The sequence below is a fragment of the Mucilaginibacter jinjuensis genome, assembly GCF_028596025.1.
In the GTDB taxonomy this organism is placed as follows: Bacteria; Bacteroidota; Bacteroidia; order Sphingobacteriales; family Sphingobacteriaceae; genus Mucilaginibacter; species Mucilaginibacter jinjuensis.
Map to the genome: position 1 here is coordinate 4774995 of NZ_CP117167.1, position 26767 is coordinate 4801761.

General features: G+C 42.5%; 22 protein-coding genes and 1 tRNA gene. 11 read left to right on the forward strand and 12 right to left on the reverse strand.

What is annotated here, in order from left to right:
- Nucleotides 1-31 precede the first annotated feature (31 nt).
- The 9 genes from PQO05_RS20595 to kduI form a co-directional block, all read right to left on the reverse strand.
- Entirely contained in the window at nucleotides 32-1486 is a 1455-nt protein-coding gene (locus PQO05_RS20595) for a RagB/SusD family nutrient uptake outer membrane protein (RefSeq protein ID WP_273629332.1), read from the reverse strand.
- Between the two features lie 18 nt (nucleotides 1487-1504).
- On the reverse strand, nucleotides 1505-4648 hold the full coding sequence (locus PQO05_RS20600; protein ID WP_273629333.1) for a SusC/RagA family TonB-linked outer membrane protein: 3144 nt from the start codon (nucleotides 4646-4648) through the stop codon (nucleotides 1505-1507).
- Between the two features lie 185 nt (nucleotides 4649-4833).
- Nucleotides 4834-5631, reverse strand: coding sequence for a DUF4350 domain-containing protein (locus tag PQO05_RS20605; protein WP_273629334.1), 798 nt, complete (start codon nucleotides 5629-5631; stop codon nucleotides 4834-4836).
- Between the two features lie 248 nt (nucleotides 5632-5879).
- A complete protein-coding gene (locus PQO05_RS20610) occupies nucleotides 5880-6914 on the reverse strand; it encodes a LacI family DNA-binding transcriptional regulator (RefSeq protein WP_273629335.1) in 1035 nt (344 codons plus the stop codon).
- A gap of 95 nt (nucleotides 6915-7009) precedes the next feature.
- On the reverse strand, nucleotides 7010-8362 hold the full coding sequence (locus PQO05_RS20615; protein WP_273629336.1) for an MFS transporter: 1353 nt from the start codon (nucleotides 8360-8362) through the stop codon (nucleotides 7010-7012).
- Between the two features lie 18 nt (nucleotides 8363-8380).
- Nucleotides 8381-9040 carry a beta/alpha barrel domain-containing protein gene (locus PQO05_RS20620; RefSeq protein ID WP_273629337.1) on the reverse strand — a complete coding sequence of 220 codons (660 nt, stop codon included), beginning with the start codon at nucleotides 9038-9040 and terminating at the stop codon, nucleotides 8381-8383.
- Nucleotides 9030-10067 carry a sugar kinase gene (locus PQO05_RS20625; RefSeq protein ID WP_273629338.1) on the reverse strand — a complete coding sequence of 346 codons (1038 nt, stop codon included), beginning with the start codon at nucleotides 10065-10067 and terminating at the stop codon, nucleotides 9030-9032. The genes PQO05_RS20620 and PQO05_RS20625 overlap by 11 nt, the downstream gene beginning before the upstream one ends.
- 42 nt (nucleotides 10068-10109) lie before the next feature.
- On the reverse strand, nucleotides 10110-10925 hold the full coding sequence (locus tag PQO05_RS20630; RefSeq protein WP_273629339.1) for an SDR family oxidoreductase: 816 nt from the start codon (nucleotides 10923-10925) through the stop codon (nucleotides 10110-10112).
- 41 nt (nucleotides 10926-10966) lie between these two features.
- Complete coding sequence (gene kduI / locus PQO05_RS20635) at nucleotides 10967-11800, reverse strand: 5-dehydro-4-deoxy-D-glucuronate isomerase (RefSeq protein WP_273629340.1); 834 nt, start codon at nucleotides 11798-11800, stop codon at nucleotides 10967-10969.
- Between the two features lie 288 nt (nucleotides 11801-12088).
- Between kduI and PQO05_RS20640 the strand changes: the two genes are divergently transcribed.
- The 6 genes from PQO05_RS20640 to PQO05_RS20665 are packed head-to-tail and all read left to right on the forward strand — an operon-like array spanning nucleotide 12089 to nucleotide 19285.
- Complete coding sequence (locus PQO05_RS20640; RefSeq protein WP_273629341.1) at nucleotides 12089-12697, forward strand: NanQ anomerase/TabA/YiaL family protein; 609 nt, start codon at nucleotides 12089-12091, stop codon at nucleotides 12695-12697.
- An 11-nt stretch (nucleotides 12698-12708) separates the two neighbouring features.
- Nucleotides 12709-13935, forward strand: coding sequence for a glycoside hydrolase family 88 protein (locus tag PQO05_RS20645; protein ID WP_273629342.1), 1227 nt, complete (start codon nucleotides 12709-12711; stop codon nucleotides 13933-13935).
- A 4-nt stretch (nucleotides 13936-13939) separates the two neighbouring features.
- Nucleotides 13940-14302 (forward strand): cupin domain-containing protein, encoded by a 363-nt coding sequence (locus PQO05_RS20650; RefSeq protein ID WP_273629343.1) that lies wholly within the window; start codon nucleotides 13940-13942, stop codon nucleotides 14300-14302.
- Nucleotides 14303-14341: 39 nt separating this feature from the next.
- Nucleotides 14342-15529 (forward strand): mannonate dehydratase, encoded by a 1188-nt coding sequence (uxuA, locus tag PQO05_RS20655; protein WP_273629344.1) that lies wholly within the window; start codon nucleotides 14342-14344, stop codon nucleotides 15527-15529.
- 9 nt (nucleotides 15530-15538) lie between these two features.
- The gene (locus PQO05_RS20660; RefSeq protein WP_273629345.1) at nucleotides 15539-16633 is read left to right on the forward strand and encodes an alginate lyase family protein; all 1095 of its coding nucleotides are present in this window, start codon (nucleotides 15539-15541) and stop codon (nucleotides 16631-16633) included.
- Between the two features lie 24 nt (nucleotides 16634-16657).
- Complete coding sequence (locus PQO05_RS20665) at nucleotides 16658-19285, forward strand: glycoside hydrolase family 2 TIM barrel-domain containing protein (protein ID WP_273629346.1); 2628 nt, start codon at nucleotides 16658-16660, stop codon at nucleotides 19283-19285.
- Nucleotides 19286-19291: 6 nt separating this feature from the next.
- Here the strand turns inward: PQO05_RS20665 and PQO05_RS20670 are convergent, their stop codons facing one another.
- Nucleotides 19292-19666 carry a hypothetical protein gene (locus PQO05_RS20670; RefSeq protein ID WP_273629348.1) on the reverse strand — a complete coding sequence of 125 codons (375 nt, stop codon included), beginning with the start codon at nucleotides 19664-19666 and terminating at the stop codon, nucleotides 19292-19294.
- A gap of 132 nt (nucleotides 19667-19798) precedes the next feature.
- On the opposite strand from PQO05_RS20670, the gene PQO05_RS20675 reads away from it, so the two are divergent.
- From PQO05_RS20675 to PQO05_RS20695, 5 genes are all read left to right on the forward strand, one after another.
- Nucleotides 19799-19872: transfer RNA gene (locus tag PQO05_RS20675), tRNA-Arg, on the forward strand.
- Nucleotides 19873-20179: 307 nt separating this feature from the next.
- On the forward strand, nucleotides 20180-20647 hold the full coding sequence (locus tag PQO05_RS20680; RefSeq protein ID WP_273629349.1) for a hypothetical protein: 468 nt from the start codon (nucleotides 20180-20182) through the stop codon (nucleotides 20645-20647).
- Between the two features lie 73 nt (nucleotides 20648-20720).
- Entirely contained in the window at nucleotides 20721-22181 is a 1461-nt protein-coding gene (locus PQO05_RS20685) for a Dyp-type peroxidase (RefSeq protein WP_273629350.1), read from the forward strand.
- Nucleotides 22182-22348: 167 nt separating this feature from the next.
- Nucleotides 22349-22588, forward strand: a complete 240-nt coding sequence (locus tag PQO05_RS20690; RefSeq protein WP_273629351.1) for a hypothetical protein — start codon at nucleotides 22349-22351, stop codon at nucleotides 22586-22588.
- Nucleotides 22589-22682: 94 nt separating this feature from the next.
- Nucleotides 22683-23069 (forward strand): hypothetical protein, encoded by a 387-nt coding sequence (locus tag PQO05_RS20695; RefSeq protein WP_273629352.1) that lies wholly within the window; start codon nucleotides 22683-22685, stop codon nucleotides 23067-23069.
- A gap of 57 nt (nucleotides 23070-23126) precedes the next feature.
- Here the strand turns inward: PQO05_RS20695 and PQO05_RS20700 are convergent, their stop codons facing one another.
- Complete coding sequence (locus PQO05_RS20700) at nucleotides 23127-24920, reverse strand: hypothetical protein (RefSeq protein ID WP_273629354.1); 1794 nt, start codon at nucleotides 24918-24920, stop codon at nucleotides 23127-23129.
- A 283-nt stretch (nucleotides 24921-25203) separates the two neighbouring features.
- A complete protein-coding gene (gene pdxR / locus PQO05_RS20705; RefSeq protein ID WP_273629355.1) occupies nucleotides 25204-26685 on the reverse strand; it encodes a MocR-like pyridoxine biosynthesis transcription factor PdxR in 1482 nt (493 codons plus the stop codon).
- Nucleotides 26686-26767: the final 82 nt, after the last annotated feature.

Sequence of the window (26767 nt, forward strand, 5' to 3'; positions counted from 1 at the left end):
GTGCAAAATTTCTTAGCATCGGCATATATTATTAATATCCTGGATTTTGTGGTTTTAAATTAGGGTTCGCATCCATCTCAGTTTGTGGAAGCGGCAGTAATAATTGATAATCCTGTGCTGTGAAACCATTAACCGCCTGAATTACCGATTTAAATTTACCCCATCTCAATAAGTCCCAACGGCGGTGGCCTTCTACACAAAGTTCGCGTGCACGGTCTTTTGCCAAAGTATCAATAAATGCACTTGCAGTTGGCGTATTAGCTAAAGTAAGATGATAAGCATTCATCCCGGCACGGTCCCTAACCGCATTTAAGCCATCAAACTTGGTAGGATCACCCGGGTTAATGTTGTTCATCGCTTCGGATTGCATCATTAATATATCGGCATAACGCAACACAATCCAGTTCATGCGTGAGTTGTTTGAACCCGATACCCACTGCGGATCGCGGTATTTGTAGATGTATGGCGTAACCGTAGTTGTACCTACTTTGTTAGAAACATTCCAGGCCTTTCTTTTATCCGGGCCAAAATAGGCGCTATTAAACAACCATGGATTAGCAGTAAACGAACCCGAACCACCTAAGCCGGCAGGCGAAAACATACGGATGGTAATGTTTTGTGTAGTGCTTGTACTGTTGTTACCAAATTGTACCGAGAAGATATTCTCTGTTTGAGTTGGATAGTATTTTTTATCCCAGTTAAACACATCGGTATAATCGGCCATTAGTTTGTATGTACCGGCATTAATTACCTTGTTACACTCTGCCAAAGCATTTTGGTTATCGTTGGCATCAGCAAATTTAGTACTTGCACGTTGCAGGTATACTCTTGCTAACATACCAGAAGCTGCAGCTGATGAAACCATCCCTTTATTGGCAGAGGTAATTTTATCTTCTGTTAAGCAATTGGCTTCAGCATATTTTAAATCGCTGATCACCTGTGCATAAACCGCACTTGAAGCTGCACGCGCAGGTAATAAATTAGGGTCTGATGTGCTTACAATTGGTGCAGTAATTAAAGGTACATCACCAAATGAGCGTACCAGGTCAAAGTAAGCCATACCACGTAAAAACATGGCATTACCAACAATATTGTTTCTGGCAGTAACATCCATATTAATTTTAGGCACATTGGCAATCACATCATTGGCACGGCTTATCAGTTTATAACTATTTTGCCACCAGTTGGTAATTTCAATATTGGTTGGCCCGTAGGTAAGCTTGTACATATCAATACGTTCCTGATTTTGCGTAAGCAGCGGCACCAGGCAATCGCCCGAAAGCTCTGTCATAATGTAAATAGTACGCTGATAGTAAGCCTGCGGCTGCAACTGGCTAAGCACACCGTTTATAGCAGCTTGTGCATCTGTTGCGTTGGTATAAAAGTTAGTATTGGTTAAAATACTGTATGGCTTTTCTTCTAACTGCTTTTTGCATGATGCCAGTACCAGACCAGCTAAAGCAAATAATATATATCTCTTTTTCATGTTGTTTTTCTTAATTGATTAAAAACCAAGTCTTACGCCCAAAGTGTATGTTTTGATGTTTGGATATGGGTTATAATCTGTACCCAATGAAGTATAGTTACCGCTCGAATTTGAATAAGAGTTAACCTCCGGATCGTAACCTTTGTATTTGGTTATGGTAAACAAGTTTTGGCCTGTTGCATAAATACTTGCTGTTCTAAACACCGGTGTAAGTTTCGATAAAGGCAAATCATAAGTCAGTGTAATGGTTTTGAAACGCAGGTAACTGCCGCTCTCCAAAATATCGCTGGTTGGGCCTAAGCTGCGGCGCAGGGTACTACCTACACTTGGTAGGGTATTGCTTGTACCTGGTCCGTTCCAGCTATCTGTCAATACATAAGCCAGTTTATTATCAGCTACAGTACCGTTTTCGCCTTCAATTAAGTTCTCATTCATAATCTGGTTACCGTAAACGCCTTGTATTAATACAAACAGGTTAAAGCGGCCAACGGTTAGGTTTGAGTTAAAGCCATAGCTAAATTTAGGCACTGCCTGGCCAATAATAGTACGGTCGGATCCGTTGATCAAATGGTCGCCATTCAGGTCTTTGTATTTAGGATCGCCCGGTTTTACAGGTGTTGTTATACCACTTGCTGTAATCTCGGCCTGGCTTTGCCATATACCATCAAACACATAGCCGTAGAATGAACCGATTGGTTTACCCACCTGCAAAATACCTGCGCTGTTACCACCAGGATATAAGCTCGAGCTTACGTTACCGGTTAACTGGTAAGGGATGCCGCCAAGGTTAAGCACCTTGTTCATGTTACGCGAGAAGTTAAAATTGGTAGTCCACTTAACGTTTTTGCTGGTGATGTTAACCGTATTTAAGTTAAACTCGAAACCTTTATTCTCGATGTTGTTACCCGGTAAATTACCCAAAGCTGTGTTAAACCCAGAAGTTGACGGGATAGTACGGTAGAACAACAGTTCTGAAGTTTTTTTATCGTAGTAATCGGCGTTAAAGGTGATGCGGTTTTGGAATAAGCCCAAATCAACACCAATGTTGTATGATTTGGTTGATTCCCATTGCAGGTTAGCATTACCAATGTTGTTTGGTGAGGTACCAACCACACGCACACCGTTAAGCACATAGCTATTGAAAGAATATTGCGATAATGAATTATACGGGCCGATGTTTGAGTTACCGGTTTCGCCATAACCACCGCGTAATTTCAAATCACTGATCGCGTGAACGTCTTTCAGGAAATCTTCATTAGAGATGCGCCATGCCACAGCACCAGATGGGAATGTTCCCCATTTGTGAGAGTCACCCAGTTCTGACGAACCATCACGACGGATAGATGCCGTTAACAAGTATTTATCCATCAAACTATAGTTTACACGACCGATAAATGAAGCCAGTGTATTTTTATTAGCACTTGATGATGAAGACAAGCTCGAACCTACCGAAAGGTTATCTGTACCCAGGTTATTAGTAGTTAACTGCTGGGCAATAGCACTGCTTGTATTGTACTTAAACTCCTGATAAGTAAAACCGGCCACCGCGCTGATAGAGTGAATTTTATTGATCACTGTATTATAACTCAGCGTGTTTTCATTTAACCAGTTAAAGTTTTCTGGGTTGATGATTTGGGCATAGCCACCACTCTGTGCACCTAAATAAGTAGTGCTCGGTCTGAAGATTTTTTCGTGGTTGTACTTATCATCTGTACCGATGCTTATTTTCAGCTTAAGGCCTTTCATAATGTCGTAATCGCCATAACCGTTAAAGAAGATACGCATATTGGTTGCAACATCTGTATTTAAACGTGCTGCAGCAACCGGGTTACCTAATACCGTTGTATAACCTGTTGGTCCGTTTTGGAAAGTATAGGCACCAGTTGCATCATAAACAGGTACGGTTGGGCTGGCACGTAATGCATCTAACAATGTACCACCTGTACTACCACCTGTAGTATTTACGTTAGCCAGATTTTGCTGATCATAAGACACCTGTGAGTTCATACCAAAGTGAATTTTACTGCTCACATTGTGGGTAAGATTAAATCTTAAGGTACCACGTTTGTAACCCGAGTTAATGATGATACCCTGCTGATCGAAGAAACTACCGCTTACCAAAAATTTGGTATCCTCACTACCTCCTGTGATAGAAAGGTTGGCATTGGTTACCGGTGCAGTTCTGAATAGTTCTTTTTGCCAGTTGGTACCTTCGCCCAAATTATTGATCTGATCTTGTGTAAATGGTAAGGCTGCAGCAGGCGTAATAATAGCCGTTACCCTGTTCAGGTAAGTAGCAAACTGCTGGGCATTCATCATATCCAATGTTTTGCCTACTTGCTGAAAGCCTGAGTAAACATCAGCCGATACAGTTTTACGGCCTACCGAGCCTGATTTAGTGGTTATAATTACCACACCATTGGCACCACGGTTACCGTATATAGCTGTTGATGATGCATCTTTTAGCACGTCCATCGAAGCAATATCGTTGGGATTTAAAGCGGTAATATCTGCACCTGCAAAACCATCAACTACGTACAATGGATCACTGCTGAAGTTGATAGAGTTTGTACCACGGATCCGCACAGTAAACGATGCGCCCGGTTGCGAGTTAGATTGCGTTACCTGCACGCCGCTCACCTGGCCCTGTAGTAATTGTGCTGTACCAAAAACCGGCGTTTTAGCAACGTTGGTTAATGCTACCGAACCTACCGAGCCGGTTACATCGCGTTTCTTTTGGGTACCGTAACCAACTACCACAACCTCGTTAAGGCTTTTGGCGTTGGTTAATAATTGTACATCCAATTTGGTACGCCCTTGCAATGGAATCTCTTTAGGATCATAACCTACAGATGAGATCACCAGCGTGGCACCCTCATCGGCAGTAATGGTATAGCGGCCGCTAACATCAGTTGTTGTACCCTGCTTGGTACCTTTAATAATTACGTTTGCACCTGGTAAGGGCAGGTTTTTATCGTCGGTTACTACACCGGTTACTTTTATTGGCGCTGCTGCTTTGTTTAGCGAGGGCGCAGCTTTATATGCCACACTTGCTAATGCATGATGCGCTTTAGCGTTACCTACCGAAACACTGCCCAGTATGAGCACAGCCGGTAAAATAGTACGCTTAAGTATATCTAAATGTAAAGGTCTTCTCTTCATATTATATGCTGTTTTGAATAAACTTTTTAATTTTTTTGACAAAAAGGTTCCCATACAACTCGCGTTGTTCATTTTTTGGTAATGAGCGGGACTTTTATAAATCGGGCATGTGCCAGCACCCCGGTTTAATGATTAGTCTTTCTTTACTCTTCCATCCATTAAAAATTTAGTAAACTATTTGAGGTTTATTGATTAGTCTTCTTACTGTTGGCCTGCGCCAATAGCCATTTGGCCAAATCACGGGCGGCATTATCATTATCATAGCCGGCAGGTAAACGGCCGTTCACGTATTCGTTATATAACCAGGGGTCGCCTACGGCAAACACTATTCCTTTGCCGTATTGTACAGTGGCGGCAATTACAGCGCCATTTGCAGCTTTAAAAGCAGGCTTTGCTTTACCTTTCAATTCAATACTGCATACATCTTTCAGAAAAGCTTTCTTAGTAGTCTTGAATATAGGGTTGTTAACCATCTCCACTGCGCCATCTGCAAAGTGGGCATCGTCTATTACATGATTTTGCAAATCGTTATTAAAATGCATCCCGAAACGGCCGGCTAAAATATTAAAGTGAGGCAGCTCTACATTGGCGCTATCGTTGGCCATTAAAACCAGTACGCCACCAGCTTTTACCCACTCTGCTATCTGATCTGCATCTTCGCTACGGATATAATTCGGCTTTGGATTTTCCTTCTTAGTGTCGGGATCAACAATAATATAAACGCTTGAACCTTTCAAATTAGCCACTGTTGGCGCATTACCCAAGGTATCTAATACAGCACCTTGTTGTTTAAAAATATCACCCCAGATAGAAAAGCCGGTATTGGCTTTATCATCCCACAAGTAGTGAAATCTTTGAGGCGCACCATCTTTAATATGCGTTTCATGGTTGAAATAATAATCAAGTGTAACTGTTTGGGCAAATGTTGCGCGACAAACAATTAACAACACGAAGAGCGTACTAAAGATTAGTTTACGTATCATTTAAATCACAAATTAATAAAAGAGAGTGCAGCGTTTACAATTGGTACTATTGGTGTTAGATCATCTGCACTTATCAAAAATACCTGATTAGATAAGGATTTGAAGAGTTTTGACTTATTTATTTACGAAATCGTTTTCGCAACAGCTCAACTAAAATGAATAGTATTAAACCGTTTCATGCACCAAAAATTAGTTTTCTCTCAACACACTAAGTATATTGAGAGATACGTAATGAAGCGTTCTGTTTGTTATGATTTTTTGATTGAAGACTTACGCACGAATAATTGCGTAGGCAATACCGCCGTTTGAAATTCGGTAACCGGGCGCTTGCTTGTAATTAAGCTAATCAGCATCTCGGTTGCCTTTTGGCCTATTTCGAAGCCCGGTTGATAGACAGAAGTAAGCGGGGGATTTAAAACATCGGCCAAGGTGGTGTTAGTGTATCCGGCCAAGGCAATCTCTTCCGGAATCTTTATGCCCATCTTATTGATCAGGAAAAGTGTGGTTGTAGTGATCCTGTCTGATGTGGTGAAAATAGCATTGGGTTTGGGGTCCAGTGCCAATAGTTCGTTTAATGCGTTCTCAATTTCGCTGATATCGCGGCCACCGTGCGGGCAATACTTAATGTAGTTATCAGGCAAAGTTACTCCCGCATCTGCTAATGCCTGGTGATAACCTGCTAAACGCTCTTTAGTGATAGAAATATTTGGGGGGCTGGTAATATGCGCTATCCGGTCAAATCCCGATTCGATCAGGTGTTTGGTGGCATTATACCCACCCCGGTAATTATCGGCAATTACTTTGTGGGTATCAATCTCGTTGCTTACGCGATCAAAGAAAACAATGGGTAATCCTTGCCTGTGCAACCTTTGCAGGTGTTCAATGTCTTTGGTTTCGGTAGAAAGCGAGATCAACAGACCATCAATAGAACGGTGCGTTAAGTGCCCAACGTTTTTCACTTCCAGGTCATACGACTCATGGGTTTGGGTGATGATCACATTGTAGCCTTCCTTATAAGCAACCGATTCGATACCGTTAATTACCTGCGAAAAAAACTGGTTTTCGATGGTAGAAACAACAATACCGATTGATTTGCTGAGGCCTTGTTTCAAGCTTTGAGCGATTGGGTTAGGTCGATAATTTTTCTCGCGGGCATACTCCATAACCAATTTCTTGGTCTTTTCGCTAATCTCATGACTATCCCGCAACGCTTTTGATACCGTTGAAACAGAAAGATTTAATTCTTTGGCAATGTCACGTATTGTTATCGCATTAAAATTCATATTGGCCTCCCCCCTGGCTCATGCGGACGCATTCACCTAAACAATCCGCCAATATAAATAAACTTGAGCAAATGCGGCAAAACAGGCCTATGGAATTATAAATCAATCTGTTTAAATCTCGGTACTAAAGTCTTCATAATAGTCCATGCAATAACGTATGCGAAGGCGCAAACCATAAACATAATACCATAAGCAATATGTGGTGTTGCTTTATAAAAATCGGTTAAGTGGCCGGCCAGTTGTTGTACCAACACACCGCCAATACCACCCGCCATGCCGCCAATACCGGTAACCGAACCCACTGCTTTTTTAGGGAACATATCTGATACCGTAGTAAACAAGTTAGCAGACCATGCCTGATGCGCAGCCGCACCCAGGCAAATCACTGCCACAGCAAATATTACGGCATTGCTGCCAAATGCATCTTTATTAGCAAAGTATTGGGTTGATAAAAGCGTGATTGGTATAACAGCAATAATCAACATAGCCGTCATCCTTGCTTTGTAAACCTCCATGCCTTTGTTGATGAAAAACATAGGGATACTACCACCGAACACACTGCCGAATATGGCGGTACCGTATACGATAAAAGTTGGCAGCATTACCTCATGGCCCGTCATTCCGAATTGTTTCTTCAAATAATCGGGCAACCAGAAAAGCAGGAACCACCATATCCCATCAGTCAAAAACTTACCTGTAAAAAATGCCCAGGTTTGTTTGTATTTAAATAAACTACCCCATGAGACTTTCTCGCGCACTGCCACATCTTCAGAACCGGCTACATGCATAGCCAGGTCATCACTGTGGATATAGTCGTATTCCTCCTGCGATAAAGCTTTTGTTTTTGATGGTGGATTGTACAATAAGAACCAAAAGATTAACCACACAAAACCAGATGCGCCGGTAATAATGTAGGCATATTTCCATCCATGCTCGGTACCGAAATAACCCAAACACCAGGGCACAAACAAAGAGGCAATCATGGCACCAATATTAGATCCGCTGTTGAAGATACCTGTAGCCAGTGCACGTTCTTTTTTAGGGAACCACTCGGCCACTGTTTTGATAGATGCCGGGAAGTTACCGGCCTCGCCCAAACCAAACAAGCTGCGGATTACCACGTGCAAGGCAACTGTAGCGCCAGCAAAGGCATTCAGTATACCAAAAACCGACCAGATAATTAATGAAAATGCTAAACCCAGTTTAGTACCGATTCTATCTATCACTAAACCGGCTACAATGGTAACACCGGCATAAAAGGCTGTGAAAAAGGAGGTAACGTTAGCGTATTGTGTATTAGTCCACCCGAAACCACCGGTAGCAACCGGCGAACAGAAGAACTCTTTCAGGTAACTGATTACCTGGCGATCCATGTAATTGATTGTAGTAGAAAACAGCAGAAGAGATGCAATCACCCATCTGTATTTGCCTACGTTACTTTTTCCCATAATTTTAATTAGGTTGGTTTATCTTGCGCTTTGCACTATCTGCAATGCCCGCAAGGTTTCTGTATATAATTGGTCGTATTCTTTGTATTCCAATACATTTTTGGTGATCAGTTTGCTTCCCATCCCAACTGCGCACACACCTGCATGGAACCAGCCCGAAATGTTTTCGTGCTCCAGCTCCACACCACCCGTTGGCATAAATAATTGCCCCGGAAATAATTCTTTTATTGATGACACAAACGCTGGCCCCAGAATATTAGCCGGAAAAATTTTAATCAACAATGCGCCAAATTGCTGCGCCTGGTGAATTTCGGTCGGTGTCATACAACCGGGAACCCACATTAAATCATTTTTAGCAGCTACTGCGGCAACCTCTGGACTAACTATTGGCGAGATTAAAAAATGCGCCCCGGCATCAACATAATCTGTTGCCTGCTGTGCAGTTTTTATGGTGCCGATACCTAAGATCAATTCAGGCAACTCTTCCTGTTGCAGGCGTACCAGTGCCTTAAAGTTATCAAGCGCTGCCTCGCCACGGTTAGTATATTCAATAACGCGGATGCCTGCTTTGTACAGGGTACGGGTTACCTCGATGCTTACCTCTTCACTTTTATGATAAAACAGCGGCAGCATACCCTGGGTTAAAATGCTATCTAAAATATCCTGCTTAGTTTTCATACTTAATAGCTTCTTTAATTTGATGAACGGTGCTGGTTGTGGCATCGCCCCAGATAAATAATTTTTCGAAAGCGGCTGCAGTTGCAAAGTCAAGCACCTCTGATGGTGCCAGCTGATTGCAAAAACCATAGATCAACCCTGCCATAAAGCAATCACCGCTGCCTACTTTATCAACAATAGTATCGGCCTGGTATTCGGCCGAGTGGTATAAATGACCGTCGGTGTATAATGCGCAGTAGTAATTGATGTCCTTCCCCCCATCAAACCTAAAGGTATTAGCCACCGCCTTACATTTTGGATACTGCTTCATAATCTCTTCCGAACTCAGCAATGCCGATTTCAGGTATAAACTCTTCTGTCCCGATTCGCTCACATCCGGCGTAACCGGTATGCCCAGCATTTTTTCTGATGCCCAAACATTGCCCATTATTAGGTCGCAATATTTAACCAGCCGCGGCATAATTTCTTTAGGGTCTTTACCGTACTGCCATAATTTGGCGCGGTAATTCATATCGACAGATATGGTAATTCCTAATCTCGATGCTGCTTCTAAAGCTTCCTCACACAGATCTGCCGTTTGCTGTGTCAAAGCCGGGCAAATGGCACTAAAGTGAAACCACCTTACGCCCGCCAAAGCCTCGTCCCAATTAATCATTCCCGGCTTCAGTTCAGCAAAAGCTGAGTGGGCGCGGTCGTAGATGAGGGCATCATGCTTCATGTCGCTGCCTTTGGTTAAAAAGAACAAGCCCAAACGGCTGCCGCCATGGTAAATGGCTGAAGTATCAATATTACGCTGATTGAGATACCCGATCAATTGCTCCGACATGCCATTGGCCGGCAATGCCGTAAAGTATTTAGATTCGATATCCCATTTGGCCAGCGCAGTTGCCACGTTAAGCTCGGCACCGCCAACATAAACCGGCAGGTTGTTTTCTTTCAGCCAGTTACTATCCCCATCCGGACAAATCCTGAGCAGCATTTCGCCAAATGTTAAAACCGCACCGGAAGTATCAACCTGTAATCCCATGTTTATTAATCAGTATTTATTGGTGTTTAAATGTAATTAAATTTAAACACCACTAAAAATTGAGAACCCACCATCTATGCAAACCATCGAACCTGTTACAAAGGCCGATGCATCACTCAGTAACCAAACCAACGCACCGATCAATTCATCCGGACGACCAAAACGTTTGAAAGGTGTTTTGCGGATCACTGATTCGCCGCGTGCAGTATAACCGCCATCCGGAGTAGTCAGTAAGTTTTTATTTTGTTCGGTTAAGAAAAAGCCTGGAGCTAATGCATTCATGCGGATGGCATCACCATAACGGTTAGCCAGTTCAACGGCAAACCATTGGTTATAGCAATCAACAGCAGCCTTACCCATATTATAGCCCAGCACTTTGGTAACGGCTTGCTTAGAGTTCATGGATGATATGTTAACGATGCTGCCTTTTCCGCTCTGCGCAATAGCTTCGCCGAAAACCTGTGTAGGTATTAATGTACCCCAAAGATTTACATCAAGTACACGTTTCATACCGTCGATGTTCATTTTAAAAATATCATCTTCGGGCGCTAAAACACCTTCGGGCATATTACCACCCGCCGCGTTAACCAAGCCATCGATACGGCCAAACTTGGCAAGGATGGTAGCTTTTGCTTCCTGCAAGGCAGCTTCGTCCAAAACATCGGCAACAACGCCAATAGCCTGGCCACCGTTTTTATTAATAGCTTCAGCACGTTCTTCAGCTACCTGTTTGTTACGGCCCAATATGGCTACTGCGCCACCGGCCTCAACAATGCCATTTACAAACGAATTGCCAAGTATACCTGTGCCACCGGTAACAACAATTACCTTACCTTTTAATGAATAGTTATTTTCCACGTATTAAAATCTTTTTGTTTGTAGTGATAAGGTTTAGGTTCTTATCGTATTTCCGGGATGCTTAAAGCATCCATATCTGTATAATCTAGATTTTCGCCGGCCATGCCCCATATAAAGCTATAGCTTGCTGTGCCCACGCCCGAGTGAATGCTCCACGGTGGCGATACCACTGCGTCGTAATTATCCATTAAAATATGACGGGTCTCTGTGCCCTCGCCCATGTAATGGAAAATACGCTGGCCTTGCGGTACGTCAAAGTAGAAGTAAGCTTCCATCCTTCTGTCGTGCACGTGCGGTGGCATGGTGTTCCAAACACTGCCGCCATGCAAAATAGTTAAGCCCATTACCAGCTGGCAGCTTTGTATACCTTCTAAATGAATGTATTTATTAATGGTACGATGATTGGCAGTTGTAATATCACCTGCGTTTACTTTAACGGCTTGTTCGTTAGTCATTAAAGTGGTTGGATAGGTTTTATGCGCCGGGGCCGATAGTAAAAAGAATACCGGCGGGTTCGCAGCATCTTTAGCAGCAAAAGTTACCTGCTTAGTTCCTTTACCAATATAAAGGCAGTCCAGTTTGTTTAAGTCGTAAGCAACACCATCGGCAGTAACTGTACCTGCGCCGTTACCTACGTTAATGATACCTATTTCGCGGCGCTCCAGAAAGTATTCGGCACGCAGGTTTGGGTAGTTCTCCAGTTCAATCGTTTTGTTCTCCGGGTTTACACCGCCAACAATCATACGGTCGTAATGGGTGTAAACACAATTGATTTGATCTGCTTGTACAATTCCGTCAGCCAGAAAACGCTCACGGATCAACGCGGTCTGATAGGTTTTAAAATCATCAGGGTGTACGCTATGTAATACTTTCAAGGGATATATGCTTTAAAGGGATTTAACTTTTTATAATGGTTTAGCAATTCTACAACTCTCAATGTTTAATTAAAAACAAATGGATTGTTATTTCTACGCAAACGTTATCGGAAACTTTTTAACGGTTACAACACCCTGTTTTCCGATAACGTTTGCGTAGAAATATAGGGCAGGATTGGTTAATTTAAGATGAATACGTCGTAATATTGACCGTTGTAATATCCGGAAACGGCACAACAAACCAATTATTAAACATAACCAAACGGTTAACCAACCCTGCTTTTACCTATGAAAACGAGATTAGTATTACCGGTAATTTTATTCGCAATTAGTTTTTTTATGATAGAAAATATTGCCTTAGCACAACAACCTAATGAGAAGGAAGCTAAAAAATGGCTGCAAAGCAAAACATGGAATAACGGCATCAGCCAAAATGTAGACCCATCTGTTGATGCGGTTGAATTTTACAAACAATACCATGCCCACAAGGCTTTATGGGATAGCGTTTTTACCTATCTTAAAAACACCGATCTCAATACCATCGCCCCCGGTAAATATCCTATTGATGGCGATAACGCTTATGCATCTATTACTGAAGCGCCATCAAAAGAACCTGCTAAAGCAGGTTGGGAATCGCACCAAAAATACATCGACCTGCAATATGTAATTAAGGGTAAAGAGAATATCGAGGTTACTCCACTAAGCACAGCAACCGTAACCAAACCTTACGATGCTGCAAAGGATGTAGCAAACTATAGTGCAACCGGCACAGTGCATACTGCCGAGCCAAGTACTTTTTTCCTGTTTTTCCCTAACGATGTACACAAGCCTAACATGAAGGTTGATGGCTACGATGTGGTGAAGAAACTGGTAATCAAAATTCACATGGCTAATTAATCGACTTACGGATGAAGATTAAATTTGCAATCCCTGCATTATTACTGCAAACACTGGCATTAGGTGCTTTTGCACAGAAATCTATCGATAAAGCTTTTGATTTTGCCCAGCATCAAACAGAAGTATTGCTGAAAGAAACCGCACAGGCTAAAGCTACCGCTACCAAGCCCGGCGTATTTTCGCCCCGTAATATTAACCCTGATGGCAGCCTGGCACTGGTAAACAGCAAAGACTGGTGCAGCGGCTTTTTTGCAGGCGAACTATGGTATCTATATGAGTTTACCGGCAAGCCGGAATGGAAAGAAAAAGCCATCCCTTTTACCACTATAATGGAAGGCGAAAAAACCAACGGCGGCACACACGATATGGGCTTTAAGGTTTATTGCAGTGTAGGTAATGCCTACCGTTTAACGCATGATGCCCATTACAAAGATGTAATTATCGAAGCCGCAAAAACGCTTTGTACGCGCTTCAACCCGACAGTTGGCTGCATTAAATCGTGGGATAACCGCAGGGAATGGAAATACCCGGTAATTATCGACAACATGATGAACCTCGAACTTTTGTTTGAGGCTACCAAGCTAAGCGGCGATTCGAGCTTTTATAAGATTGCGGTAACGCATGCCAATACAACCATGAAGAATCATTTCCGTGCCGATTATAGCTCATACCACGTAATTGATTATGATCCTGAAACCGGCAAGGTATTGCACAAGCAAACCCACCAGGGCTTTGCAGATGAATCGGCATGGGCGCGCGGACAAGCCTGGGGATTGTATGGCTATACTTTATGCTATCGCGAAACCGGCAATAAAGCCTATTTACAGCAAGCCGAGAACATTGCCAAGTTCATTTTCAGCAACCCTAACATGACTAAGGATTTGGTACCTTACTGGGATTACAATGACACCGCAATCCCTAACGTTCCGCGCGATGCATCGGCGGCCAGCATTATGGCTTCAGCGTTGTTTGAGCTGAGCACTTACAGCAGCAATGGCAAAACCTATAAAGCCAATGCTGATAAAATTATTAAAAGCCTGAGTGAACATTACCAGGCAAAACCCGATAGTGCCCACGGCTTTTTATTGCTGCACAGTACCGGCCACAAACCTGCTAAAAGCGAGATTGATGTGCCAATTATTTATGCTGATTACTATTACCTGGAAGCCCTGCTTCGCCAGAAACATTTAGCCGATAAAAAACCTGTTATTAACGCCGCCGGCACTTTAAATAATTAGTGAAATGATACAAAGTAATTTATTCCAGAACGAACAACAAGCCGGCTGGGAAATAACCGGCCCCGGTGTACAACGCCAGGTATTAGGCTATGATGATAAACTGATGCTGGTAAAAGTAAAGTTTGAAAAAGGCGGTGTGGGGGAACCACATAGCCACCCGCATGCGCAGGCCAGCTACGTAGAAAGTGGATCTTTCGAGATGACCATTGGCGATACCAAGAAAATAATTAACAAAGGCGATGGTTATTATGTGCCGCCTTACACTGTACACGGCTGTGTTTGTTTGGAAGAAGGCATGCTGGTTGATTCATTTAGCCCCTGCAGATGGGACTTTATACAAACCGATAGCGAAAAGTACGCGCTGTAATATATATTCGCCCCGAAAGCATTAATACAGAATACAAAAATGAGTTTAGAACAAACCTGGCGCTGGTACGGCCCGAATGATCCGGTTTCTTTGGCAGATGTAAAACAGGCAGGCGCAACAGGCGTGGTTACAGCCCTGCACCATATCCCCAACGGCGAAGTTTGGCCGGTTGAGGAGATCCAAAAAAGAAAAGCCATTGTTGAAGCTGCCGGGTTAACCTGGAGTGTGGTTGAAAGTGTACCCGTACACGAGGATATCAAAAAACGCAGCGGCAATTACCAGCTGTATATTGATAACTATAAGCAAAGCTTAGCTAATCTGGGCCAGTGCGGCATTAACATAGTATGCTACAATTTTATGCCCGTATTGGACTGGACACGTACCGATCTGGATTACCCGATGCCTGATGGTTCGACTGCTTTAAACTTCGATCTGGCTGAGTTTGCGGCATTTGATATGCTGATACTGAAACGCCCGGATGCGGAGAAAAGCTATACCGATATAATTATAGAAAAAGCCAAAACCCGCCATGCCAGCATGAGCGAAGAAGCTAAAAAGCTTTTGGTTAAAAATATTATAGCCGGGTTACCAGGATCGGAAGAAGGTTATACTTTGGAAGAGTTTCTGAAAGTGCTGGCATCGTACAATAACGTTGGTCCGCAGGAATTGAAAGCCAACCTGGCTCATTTTTTACAACAGGTAATCCCCACTGCCGAGGAAGCCGGTGTGGTGATGTGTATCCACCCGGATGACCCTCCCTACCCTATTTTAGGTTTACCACGTGTGGTGAGCAATGAGAAAGATATTGAAGATATTTATAATGCTGTAGACAGCCGCAATAACGGCTTAACATTCTGCACCGGTTCTTTCGGTGTAAATGCTGATAATGATCTGCCGGGCATGGTTCAACGCCTCGGCGACCGGATCCATTTCATTCACTTACGCAGTACCAAACGCGATGAGTTTGGCAACTTCCACGAAGCCGACCATTTGGCTGGCGATGTGGATATGTATGCGGTAATGAAAGCCTTGTTAGAAGAACAGCAGAAACGTAAAGCAGCCGGTCGCGAAGATTTAAGTATGCCTTTCCGTCCCGATCATGGCCATAAAATGCTGGATGATCTGCATAAGAAAACCAATCCGGGTTATTCTGCCATTGGCCGTTTACGCGGTTTAGCCGAATTACGCGGCTTGGAACTGGGTATTAAAAAAGCGTTTAACTATTAATTTCTGCTAATGAAAAAGCTGCTGCTGGCTGTGGGATTTTTGACTTTTGTGATGAGTGCAAAAGCGCAATTTGCAAGTTTGAATAAAGACGAACTAAAACAATTAAAGGTTTCGATCGACAAAAATGAAGCCTACAAAAAGGTTTACGAACCCATACAATCAGCAGCCGATAAAGCATTCACAGAAACACCGAACCCAATTGAGAAAATAACTTCACAGGGATTACTCGAAGGCAACCCGGCTAAAACTGCAAGCTTAAAAGCAGCACAGGATTGCTATAAAGTTTATGCGCTGGCATTTGCTTATCGTATTAGCGGCAAGAAGGATTATCTGGATAAAGCCACAGATTTCCTGACTGCCTGGGCCAGAACCAACAAAGCCACCGGCGACCCAATCGACGAAACCAAACTCGAAGATATGGTTACTGGCTATGATTTGGTGAGAGCTGAACTATCGGCAGAAAACAAAACACTGATAGACCAATGGTTTGATAGCATTGCTGATTCGGAAGTAAACAGCGTGTCGGCCAAGCCAGGCAAAGGCACAGCCATCAACAACTGGAACTCTCACCGGATTAAGATGATTGCCTTGATTGCTTATACCCTACATACCGACAAATACGACACCTACATTACCACCGAACTTGAAAAACAACTGGCAGTAAACTTGAATGCCGATGGCACCACACACGATTTTATTGAACGCGATGCCTTCCACTATCATACCTATGATATTGAGCCGCTGTTAAGCACTTGCATCGTATTATACCGCGCAACAGGTAAAAACTATTTCAATTATCAAACACCAAACGGTTCATCCATCAAAAAGTGTTCAGACTTTATGATCCCCTACATGACCGGCGAAAAAACGCACGGCGAGTTTGTGAAAAGCACGGTAGCATTTGATAAAAAACGTGCCGAGAACCACGAAAAAGGTTATGAGGCAGGTACTTTGTTCGAACCCAAAAGCGGCATCTACTTGTTATCACTGGCTTCGTATTTCGATCCCAGCTACATCAGCACCATTAAAAAAGCAGCCCAAGACCCGCAATATTTAAACTGGCAACTGGTATTAAACGAAGTAAGAAAGAAGCCTAAACGTTAAAAATAAAATCTACCCGCCTCTACCATGACAAACCAAACGGTTAAAGTTCTTTTCTTTTTCGCTGTACTTGTTTTAATAAAAGCTGCTGCGTTCTCACAATCACGCACGCAAATTAATCTGGATAAAGGCTGGAAATTCAATAAGGATAGCACGCATCTACAAAACATCAACCTGCCCCACACCTGGAACAAGGATGATGTGATGGACGATACGCCCGGCTATTATCGCGGAGCATGTTGGTATAGAAAGACTTTAACATTGAATGATAGCTATAAAGGCAAAAGCCTGTTCCTTTATTTTAACGGTGCGAATCAAGAAACCGAAGTCTACATTAATGGTCATAAAGCCGGTAGCCACAAAGGTGGCTATACCCGTTTCTGTGTAGAGGCCGATCAATACTTAAAAATCGGTGCAAATCAGACTAATGAAATTGCTGTAAAGGTTGATAACAGCTTTAACGAAAATATCCCTCCCTTAAGTGCCGACTTTACTTTTTACGGTGGTATTTATCGCAATGTGTACCTGGTGGCTACCAATAAAAGTCATTTCAGTTTAAGCCACGCTGCTAATGGTGTTTTTATTACTACGCCGGAAGTTTCTGCATCAAAAGCTTCTGTAAAAATTACCGGTCAAATTGAAGGATCAACAGCCCATCTATCATTAATAACCACCATATCTGATGGCGCTAAGACAGTAGCCAAAGTAAAAAGCAATTTAACATCGTCTGATTTCACTCAAAATATTCCGGCTATTGCTAAGCCGCATTTATGGTCGCCTGAAGATCCGCATTTATACCTGGTGCGCACACAATTGGTTGATGCCAAAACAGGGGCGGTTTTAGATGAAATCACCAATCCGTTAGGTTTCCGCTGGTTTAAATTTGATGGCGAGAAAGGTTTCTTCCTGAACGGTAAGCCATTGAAATTAGTGGGCACCAGCAGGCACCAGGATATTGAAGGTTTTGGTAATGCTATCCCTTCGAATTATAATGAGCGCGATGTCGAACTAATTAAACAAATGGGCGGCAATTTTATCCGTGTGTCGCACTATCCGCAAGACCCAAAAATCCTAGAAACATGTGATAAGCTGGGGATACTCGCTTCGGTAGAAATTCCGGTTATAAATGCCATAACAGAAAACGAAGCCTTTACCGAAACCTGCAAAAACATGCAGGTGGAGATGATCCGTCAGAACTTCAATCACCCAAGTGTAGTTATCTGGGCTTATATGAATGAGGTGCTGTTGAGGCCTAAGTTTGGTGATGATAAAGCCCGCCAGCAGGTATACTTCGCCAACATTAAAAAGCTGGCACAAACACTGGATAGCTTAACCCACAAAGAAGATCCATCGCGCTATACCATGATTGCCTGCCACGGCGATTATAACAAATACCGCTCGGTTGGCCTGGTGCAAATTCCGCAGATCATCGGATGGAATTTATATAGCGGCTGGTATGGGGGACAGACTTCAGATTTTGCTAAGTTCCTGGACAGTTTCCACAAAGACTTTCCTGCCTTACCTGTTATCATTTCAGAATTTGGTGCAGATGCCGATCCGCGAATCCACGCTACCCAGCCTATTAAATTTGATAAAAGCGTAGAATATGCTGTCGACTTTCATAAAGTATATTTGAAAGCGATTGAAGAACGCCCATTTGTAGCAGGTGCTGCCGTATGGAACCTCGCCGATTTCAACTCCGAAACCCGTGATGAAACCATGCCCCACATCAACAATAAAGGTTTGCTGACCTGGGATAGAAAGCCTAAAGACACCTACTACTACTATCAGGCTAACCTGGCTAAAAAGCCATTTGTTAAAATATCAACATGGCAAATCAGGGCCGGTGTAAGCGATAGTTTAAATCAATCTGTTTGTACGCAGGCTGTAACGGTTTTTAGTAATACGTCGAAAGTCAATCTAAAAGTCAATGGTATCAATTTAGGCAGTAAAGATATTATTGATGGCATGACTGTGTTCAATGTGCCTTTTAAAAATAGGTTAAATAAGATAGAAGCCATTGCAGGTAACCAAACTTGCACCGATGCAGCAACCATTAATTTTAACCTCATCCCTGCTAAATTACAGGCAGACAATCAACCCGATTTACACATCAACATCCTGTTAGGAGCTAAACGTTTTTATATCGATCAAAACCAAAACATCTGGCAACCCGATCAGAGTTATAAACCAGGCAGCTTCGGCAGTATTGGCGGTGTAGCTTATGCCATGAAGGGCAACAGTCGCCAGAGTTATGGTACCGACCGTAATATCATCAACACCAACGACGACCCTATTTACCAAACTCAACAGGTAGGCATACAGGGCTATAGATTCGACGTGCCGGCTGGTCGTTATGAAATTACCTTACATTTCGCCGAACTTACGACAGACAAAACCAAAGAAGCATTAGCTTACAACCTGGATAACACCACCAATAAGGAAACATCACAGGAACGTATTTTTGACATATCGGCAAATGATAAGCCGTTACTGGCAACCTTTAATGCGGCAAGTAAATATGGCTCACTTACGGCCGGAACAGAGAAAACAGAGGTAACTGTTATCGGTAATAATGGCATTAATATCAGTTTCAAACCCATTAAAGGTGAGCCGATATTAAATGCAATACAGCTGAGGAGAATTAAAGATTAAGAGGAATCAGTTTTTCTTTGCGACTTCTTTTTCTATTTGTTTATAAAGATCGGGGTATTTATCATCATCAATAACAGCTTCCACTACACCATCACGGGCTTCATTGCCATATTTTCTGGTTGCTGTACTATCTTTTAATACATTGATAGATTTGATTGCCTGTGGATTTATATTTGACAACACGTTACCACCTTTAACTCTAACTTCTCCATTCTTTGACTTAATTACGAATAAAACCGATAATGCTTTCCCCCTGTTAACCGCACAAATACGGACAATAGCCTTTGCAGAATCTGATTTTGCCGGTGGAGATGTAACTTGTGCCAAAACTGTTGTTACACTGAAGCAGAAACTTAACAACAACAATAAATTCTTTTTCATAGGCTAAGGCAATAAGTATGCTCTAATTTACATATTTCTTAATGACATATTACCCTATCAATCAAAATGTAATTTAACTGTTGCTTTAAAGGTACATTTTTCGCATATTTGCACTCGCAAAAATATTTGCATGGTTCCATAGCTCAGCTGGATAGAGCAACTGCCTTCTAAGCAGTAGGTCTCAGGTTCGAATCCTGATGGAATCACAAAAAAGCTACTCTCAACGGGTGGCTTTTTTTATTGGTTAAAATAACAGATTTCCTGACCAGCGGTTAATCCCAAATTAACCCATGTCCTATCAATATTATCAGTTTTAAAAAAAGCTGTTATCACCCTATAATAAACACTTAATTATTAGGTAATTAGCCTAATATAATTTTAGATTAGATCAACCATTTATAACCCTGGGCAAAGCATTTTGTATCCCGGTTTATTGATCTTCTACAAGATTTCTTAAATATCACCGCGTAGCCGAAAACGGGATCAAAGAGTAGGCAGCTAACCAAACCTATTATGCAAAATACTAATCCACTAACCATGTATGTGCCTATTTACCAAACTGCGGAGGCACAAGCAGCAGCAACTTATGCACAAAGCCACTTTAACAACCCTGAAACTAAGAAACAGTTAGATAAAATGGCCATTGTTCATTACGCCCGCATCGCCCTTGTACCTAACACCAATGGCCAGGGTATAGCCGGGGTATTGGTAATAACTGAATTTGATGGTAACATGGACACTTACCTACAAGCGTTTTATGAAAACTCGCCGGGTATTAAAGCTGCATTTATTGTTCTTATTGGTTTATGGGCAAACAAGCCTAAAGATTTCCCGACTGACCCTAACAAAATCACTTTCGACATTTTCTCCAATTTTATTAATGATCGCAATGTGAGTAAACCTGCCGATTTGTATTTTGCTTACCCACAATCGGTAAAACAAATAGTTGCCAAGTTTAAACCAGCTACTAAAGCTAAATAGTTAAGGAATAATTAAGATACACCAGCCGGGCAAAACAACCCGGCTGCTTTTTTCATCCTTTAAATTTAGTTTTATGACTGCTTTAAAAAAAACTACGCCCGGGCCTAACCTGGCCGATATACAGGGGCTAATTATTCGCGGCTACACGCATCCCTGTTCTGTACACCTGTTATTTAAGTTTAGTAGTAAACCTGCCGATCTTACCAGTGTCAGGCATTTTTTCAAAGCCTTAATGCCCCACCTGCAAAACGCTGAGGACTGGGGACCGCTAAAACCAGAGATGATGCTGAATATTGGCCTCACAGCCGGAGGCATTGCAATTGTCAGGTCAGATCTTAACGTTTATAATTCTAACTTCTCTACCACATTTAAACGCGGCCCATGGGATGTTAATAGTGCCCAGCTATCACTTGGCGATTATGGGGATGGCGATCCATCTAAATGGTGGAATAATAAATTTGCTAACGAGGATGTGCATTGCATTGTGCATGCCTACGCTATGAACCCCGGCGCACAGGATAGTATTGTTGATATGATAACCACAGCTGCAAAAAACAGCAAAGGTACGGTGACCGAATTATTACCACTAAAATCAAAAACAGGCAGGCTGGAGCAATATCCATTAATACCTTCTGATTATATTCATTTCAAGTACAGGGATTCTATAGACGAACCCGACCTGAATGACAACCCGGCAGGTACAGACCAAGCAGATCTGAATAATTTCCTGATCGGCTACAGCACACTACCCAATCCCATCCCCGGACCGCTCAATGGCCCCGAAGCTGTGTTTGCTAAAAATGGCTGTTATAACGCTTTCCGGGTACTGTACCAGGATGTAGTCACTTTTGATAATTTTTTAGAAGACCAGGCACAACAGATCAACCCTAAAGAAAAAGACACAACTGTCGAATGGATTGCTGCAAAAATTTGCGGCCGCTGGCGGCAAGGTTCGCCTCTTGTGCTTTCGCCTGATATGCCTGAGCATGATACCTCCAAGAGTACCGATTTTGGATATGAACAGGCCGTTAACAATGATTCGCAGGGATTACGCTGCCCTTTTGCTGCGCATACACGCGTGGCTAACCCTCGCGATGAACCTGTTGATGCTGCTGGATCAACCCTTGTGCCACGTATACTAAGGCGCGGCATGGCTTACGGACCGCCCTTGCTTGATGATAATACCGATGCCGACCGCGGGCTTATCGGCCTGTTTTTATGCGGGGATATCAGCGGGCAGTTTGAAACGTTGTATAGTTGGATCAACACTAATAATTTTAGTGATGTGTTCAGCCCCGATTTCAATACGCAAGATCCCTTGATCGCCAACCGCAGTGCAGATCCTATCGGTAATAACATCGACCCTACTTTTACCATCCCGATGGCTAACGGCAAAAATGTTGTACTGCCTGTACCGGGGCCAAAATCAACCGGTATTTTGCCTCAGTTTGTAGTTACGCGCGGTACAGCTTACTTTCTGCTACCCTCTATCTCATCACTTAAGGGGATAGCTGAAGGGCATATTCCTAAATAGCCTTCAGGTACCCGATCTGATTACTAAAATTGTTGATCAAGCCTTTCAACATAAATTGAGAGGCTTGATCATTATTATTACTGGCTTAAAACCTTGTACTTACAATTTTGATTAGCTTTACACCAAACCAGCACCACATAATACTGTTGGTATAAAAAAACATAGCTATGAACGATTGGATAGACATACAATGCCTTATTGCGGGCGAACCCAGCAATATTGTTGCCCATAAAGAATACATGCCAGATGCCGCTAAAAGCACTTACTTTTTAACCCAGGGCCGTAACCGTTTGGGCAGCATTGCCAAAAGCGCTAACGGAAAATATGTAGCAGTAAATTCCACAGAACTTACCCAAACTGACATTGATAATATTGGCGAAAAGATTGACCAATATTTTAATTTGTAAAATTTGCAACCAAAAATGCAATACTTTGCTACAACACAAGTAGCATAGCTATTGCATTTTTTGTTATTATTGTTCTGCATTTAAAACACTAATTATGAAACGAATAGTACCCATTATTATAATAGTTCTGATACTAGTATTAAGCGGCATATTTTATTACCGGTATTATTTTGTTTTTGGCGATGGTGTTAAAGCCGGCACTATGAACCAATTTGTGCACAAAGGATATATATTTAAAACCTACGAAGGCCGTTTAATACAAACAGGATTAAAAGGCACACCAGGCAGTTCAATACAATCTAACCAATTTTCATTTTCTGTTACAGATCAGAAAGTTGCAGATCAGCTCAATAAAAATGCGGGGGCATTTATGGAGCTACATTATAAAGAATACTTTCACACTTTACCATGGCGCGGCGTTAGCAACTTTGTAGTTGATAGTGTTATTTCAGTAAAACCTGCTATCCAGGTAATGCCATAAAGGAAATTCATTATAAACAAGAAAAGGGTGCCCTTTTCTTGTTTATAATGATAAATATTATTTCTTCTTTTTCTTATTCATAAAATCGTGCATGGTAATTAGTGGCTGTATAGCCGAGTAAATATGGCTTAGCGTACCTGGCGTTAAAGACGGCGTTTCCTGGTTAGAGTGGCAGAATAAGCATGATCTGCTTGGGTTTTGAAAATAAGTTTCCATCGTAGTGTTAGCCAAAACATTGGTACCAATTGCAACACCGGCAGTAGTATCAGGCGCACCATAACTTTTTCCGTTGGGTGGCGCACCTCCACTGGTCCAGGTGGCACCTATAAACAGGTAATTTTTGCGTATATCATTTCCAACCAAAAGTTTCTGGATCGAATTATTAACGGCAATAACCTCGCTGTTAGATGCTGCCGAACTTTTATTCTCGGGGTTGGTTACCGAATCGGCTGCGCTGCCCCACGGCATGGTCATCAAGGTATTACTTGCCGAAATTGTTGTGTCATGAATGGCAACGATAGTATCTGTGGCCACATTATTAAAATACTGAACCTGCATGTGGCTATTATTGTAGGGGGTATCAGCAGTATTGGTATTAAACAACCAATGTGAGCCTGTATCTTGCGGTACTTGCTTTACATTATGGTTTACATCAACGTAAGCATAAGCTGCATTTGGCGTATTATTTTTTTGCTCAAAGGTAGCCCAGATCATCTCCGGGTGTCCGGCAACACTGCCTACAATGTGCACACCTATCATAGCCATTTTAACTGTTTTATGCCCGTTTGGTACCCATTTTGTTTTGCTGGTTGTATCATAAGTTGGTATTACAGCAGTAATGGTTACGTAATTCTGCGGATCTTTAAGCGTACTGGCTTCTACCCAAGATGTTTTAAGTTCCATTGCCAATGCGTTAGAATCGGGTAGTATTTTGTGATTAGCTCTCGCTATTTTACAGATACTATCGCGGGCACCGGCTGTGGTTGGAAACTGACTATCGCCCAACTGTTGATTATAAGCACCGGTTAAATACCAGGCATAAACATCATTAACCATACTCAGATAGTAAACCAGCGAGCCGTTCCTGTCCATCAGCACATCGCCGGTGGCTTGCCCTGCTTCAGATTCTACTACATTACCATTGGCATCCAGCAAAACAAATTTCTTACCGACTGCAAAACGCTCCAGGATATTCATGTGGCTGTTTTTGTGACGAAGAATTGCTTTTGGATTTTTAATAACGTTATTGGCTTTGTCCAGAAAGGTAATAACGCCTTTACTGTCTTCGGTCACATGATCAACTTCAATAGCACCGGCCGTACTTTGTACCAGCGCTTTTGCTTTGAGCGTTGGTTTCGCGTCTTCTACCTCAAACAATTTGCCCGATTTATCTTTGATAACCGGCAACCTGTCTGGTCCGTTCTTAACAATATGCCCGGTCATTGATACGGGTACATTAGCCACATGCGGTATCAATACACGATGCCCGGCTGAATCTTCGGGCGAAACATCATAAAATACCGGCGATGCCATTACAGTACCACCACCACCGTAATTAGATGGCGCAGGCGAGGTAAGCCATAAAAACATCCGCTCAGACCATTGGTAAAAATCGCAATTGTTACGATGCTGAAAGGTTACGCTGTTAGCCGGGGTTACCACACCATTTTGTGTGGCCTTGCCCGATGCAAACCAGGTATTAAAATCGGTGGAAGTGATTGGGCAAGTATCCAGCACATCTTGCGGTAAGCCGCCTGATACAACAGCAGCAGTTTTATTCATGAGGCAACCGCCCCACATAATACCGCCGAATGCCGCAACAACGGCAAATGCTTTAATTGAAGATTTCATTGATTTTTTAGGATTTAGGGTTTATATTGATTCGATAGGTTATCCGGAAAAAGAGCATCCGAAAAAGTTACGGACTAAATGCCCGAAGATTGGTGGAGAAGCGTCAAACGCGTTTAAGCCTTTCGAAAAAGGCATGTTACAATTGCTCATAACATCATAGATTTAGGTTTATTATTAATACGAATATATATTAAAATAAGTTACAAATACATACTTATTTATAATACATAATAATTTGTATAACAATTATATAAATACGATCAGGCTGATTATTACATATATATTAAATAGCCCTTTCAATTGCTTTTTTCCATATAGATAAGGCTTCATTCATTTCTGCCTCGTTCAAAGAAGCAAAGCCTACCCGTATTGATTGATTCTTATAATTAGGATCATAATAATAGTCGACACCGCTGCTGATAGACAAACCCATCTCAGAGGCAATTTGAGATACTTTTGTGGCATCAATATCATCCCGGTAAGTAACCCAGGCCGCAAAGCCGCCGTCGGGAGTTTTAAAAGAAACGTATTCGCTTAATTGTTCCCGCATTAACTGGCAAAGCATGTCCCGCCGTTCGTGATAAAGCTTGTTTGCTTTTTTAAGATGGCGTCCAATGTCGCCGTTTTTGAGCAGGTTAGCCATGGCCTCTTCCAGCAAATGTTCGCCCTGTCGGTCTATTAATCTGCGGAGCATCGTAGCTTCTTTTATAAAGTTTTTAGGCGCTACCATAAAACCAATGCGGATGCCGGGCGCAATAACCTTGCAGAATGAGCCTACATAAATTACACTACCATAATAATCTGCACTGGCGAGGGGAAGTATCGGGCTGCAGGTGTATTGGAAATCGAAATCGTAATCATCTTCAATAATGGCAAACTTATATTTCATGGCCAGTTCCAGCAAACGCATGCGCCGCTGCGAGCTTAACGTTGTGGTAGTTGGGGTGTGGTGATGTGGTATTACGTAAAGCATCCTTACCTTTTTCTTTTGACAGATGGCTTCTACCGCGTCCATATTCATACCGCAATCATCAACGGGTACTAACTCTAATTTGGCGCCAGCCTGCTCAAAAACATCATTAGCACCCGAGAAGCCGGGGTCGCCAACTATCACCACATCGTTTTTACTGAGCAATACCTGGGCCGTTAAATACAAGGCCATCTGGACCCCTTTGGTGATCAGTATATCATCGGCACTCACCTGCAGGCCACGGGTTTCTGACAGGAAACGCGCCATCTCATTTCGCAAATTTTCTGATCCTTGCTCAAGCCCATACATCAAATATTTAGGGGTGAATTTGTATGCCGCAAAGCGCCGGTACTCGCGCACCAACAGTTCTACAGGTGCTATACGAATATCCGGAAAGCCGCCGTTAATTACCAGGTTACCCTCTACGGCTTTTACAAAAGGGTAGGCAACATCAATGTGTTTATCAATGCCGAAAAAGGTTTCCTTAGCCAACCCGGTACTTTGTCCGATCTTCAGAATCGGCCTTGGCGCAACATCGGGCAGGTTATTGGCTACAAAAATTCCTTTCCGCGGATAAACCTCTACCCAGCTTTGTGCATACAATTCATCATAAGCTGCCACAATGGTTTTGCGGTGTACATTTAGCGATTTAGCCAAAACCCGGCTTGCAGGTAGGGCTGCACCCGGCTTTAAAGTTCCCTGCCTGATGTAGGCTATAATACCATTGGCAACCTGCAAGTATGCCGATACCGGCAACTCTTTATCAATGCTTAATAAACTCTCAATTAAAGCCATACCTGGACTACTTTGTTTGTAAATTTTGGACTACAACCATAGTCCAAATGTAAGGTATTTTTGAATAAGCAAACAAATCACA

Excerpts from the sequence above, each read along its gene's own strand:
- pdxR (WP_273629355.1), bottom strand. The coding sequence starts at position 26,685 with ATGGCTTTAATTGAGAGTTTATTAAGCATTGATAAAGAGTTGCCGGTA.
- PQO05_RS20665 (WP_273629346.1), top strand. The coding sequence starts at position 16,658 with ATGACAAACCAAACGGTTAAAGTTCTTTTCTTTTTCGCTGTACTTGTT.
- PQO05_RS20595 (WP_273629332.1), bottom strand. The coding sequence starts at position 1,486 with ATGAAAAAGAGATATATATTATTTGCTTTAGCTGGTCTGGTACTGGCA.
- PQO05_RS20695 (WP_273629352.1), top strand. The coding sequence starts at position 22,683 with ATGAAACGAATAGTACCCATTATTATAATAGTTCTGATACTAGTATTA.
- PQO05_RS20645 (WP_273629342.1), top strand. The coding sequence starts at position 12,709 with ATGAAGATTAAATTTGCAATCCCTGCATTATTACTGCAAACACTGGCA.
- PQO05_RS20650 (WP_273629343.1), top strand. The coding sequence starts at position 13,940 with ATGATACAAAGTAATTTATTCCAGAACGAACAACAAGCCGGCTGGGAA.
- PQO05_RS20610 (WP_273629335.1), bottom strand. The coding sequence starts at position 6,914 with ATGAATTTTAATGCGATAACAATACGTGACATTGCCAAAGAATTAAAT.
- PQO05_RS20660 (WP_273629345.1), top strand. The coding sequence starts at position 15,539 with ATGAAAAAGCTGCTGCTGGCTGTGGGATTTTTGACTTTTGTGATGAGT.
- uxuA (WP_273629344.1), top strand. The coding sequence starts at position 14,342 with ATGAGTTTAGAACAAACCTGGCGCTGGTACGGCCCGAATGATCCGGTT.
- PQO05_RS20700 (WP_273629354.1), bottom strand. The coding sequence starts at position 24,920 with ATGAAATCTTCAATTAAAGCATTTGCCGTTGTTGCGGCATTCGGCGGT.
- PQO05_RS20605 (WP_273629334.1), bottom strand. The coding sequence starts at position 5,631 with ATGATACGTAAACTAATCTTTAGTACGCTCTTCGTGTTGTTAATTGTT.
- PQO05_RS20620 (WP_273629337.1), bottom strand. The coding sequence starts at position 9,040 with ATGAAAACTAAGCAGGATATTTTAGATAGCATTTTAACCCAGGGTATG.
- PQO05_RS20600 (WP_273629333.1), bottom strand. The coding sequence starts at position 4,648 with ATGAAGAGAAGACCTTTACATTTAGATATACTTAAGCGTACTATTTTA.
- PQO05_RS20640 (WP_273629341.1), top strand. The coding sequence starts at position 12,089 with ATGAAAACGAGATTAGTATTACCGGTAATTTTATTCGCAATTAGTTTT.
- PQO05_RS20625 (WP_273629338.1), bottom strand. The coding sequence starts at position 10,067 with ATGGGATTACAGGTTGATACTTCCGGTGCGGTTTTAACATTTGGCGAA.
- PQO05_RS20690 (WP_273629351.1), top strand. The coding sequence starts at position 22,349 with ATGAACGATTGGATAGACATACAATGCCTTATTGCGGGCGAACCCAGC.
- PQO05_RS20680 (WP_273629349.1), top strand. The coding sequence starts at position 20,180 with ATGCAAAATACTAATCCACTAACCATGTATGTGCCTATTTACCAAACT.
- PQO05_RS20685 (WP_273629350.1), top strand. The coding sequence starts at position 20,721 with ATGACTGCTTTAAAAAAAACTACGCCCGGGCCTAACCTGGCCGATATA.
- PQO05_RS20615 (WP_273629336.1), bottom strand. The coding sequence starts at position 8,362 with ATGGGAAAAAGTAACGTAGGCAAATACAGATGGGTGATTGCATCTCTT.
- PQO05_RS20670 (WP_273629348.1), bottom strand. The coding sequence starts at position 19,666 with ATGAAAAAGAATTTATTGTTGTTGTTAAGTTTCTGCTTCAGTGTAACA.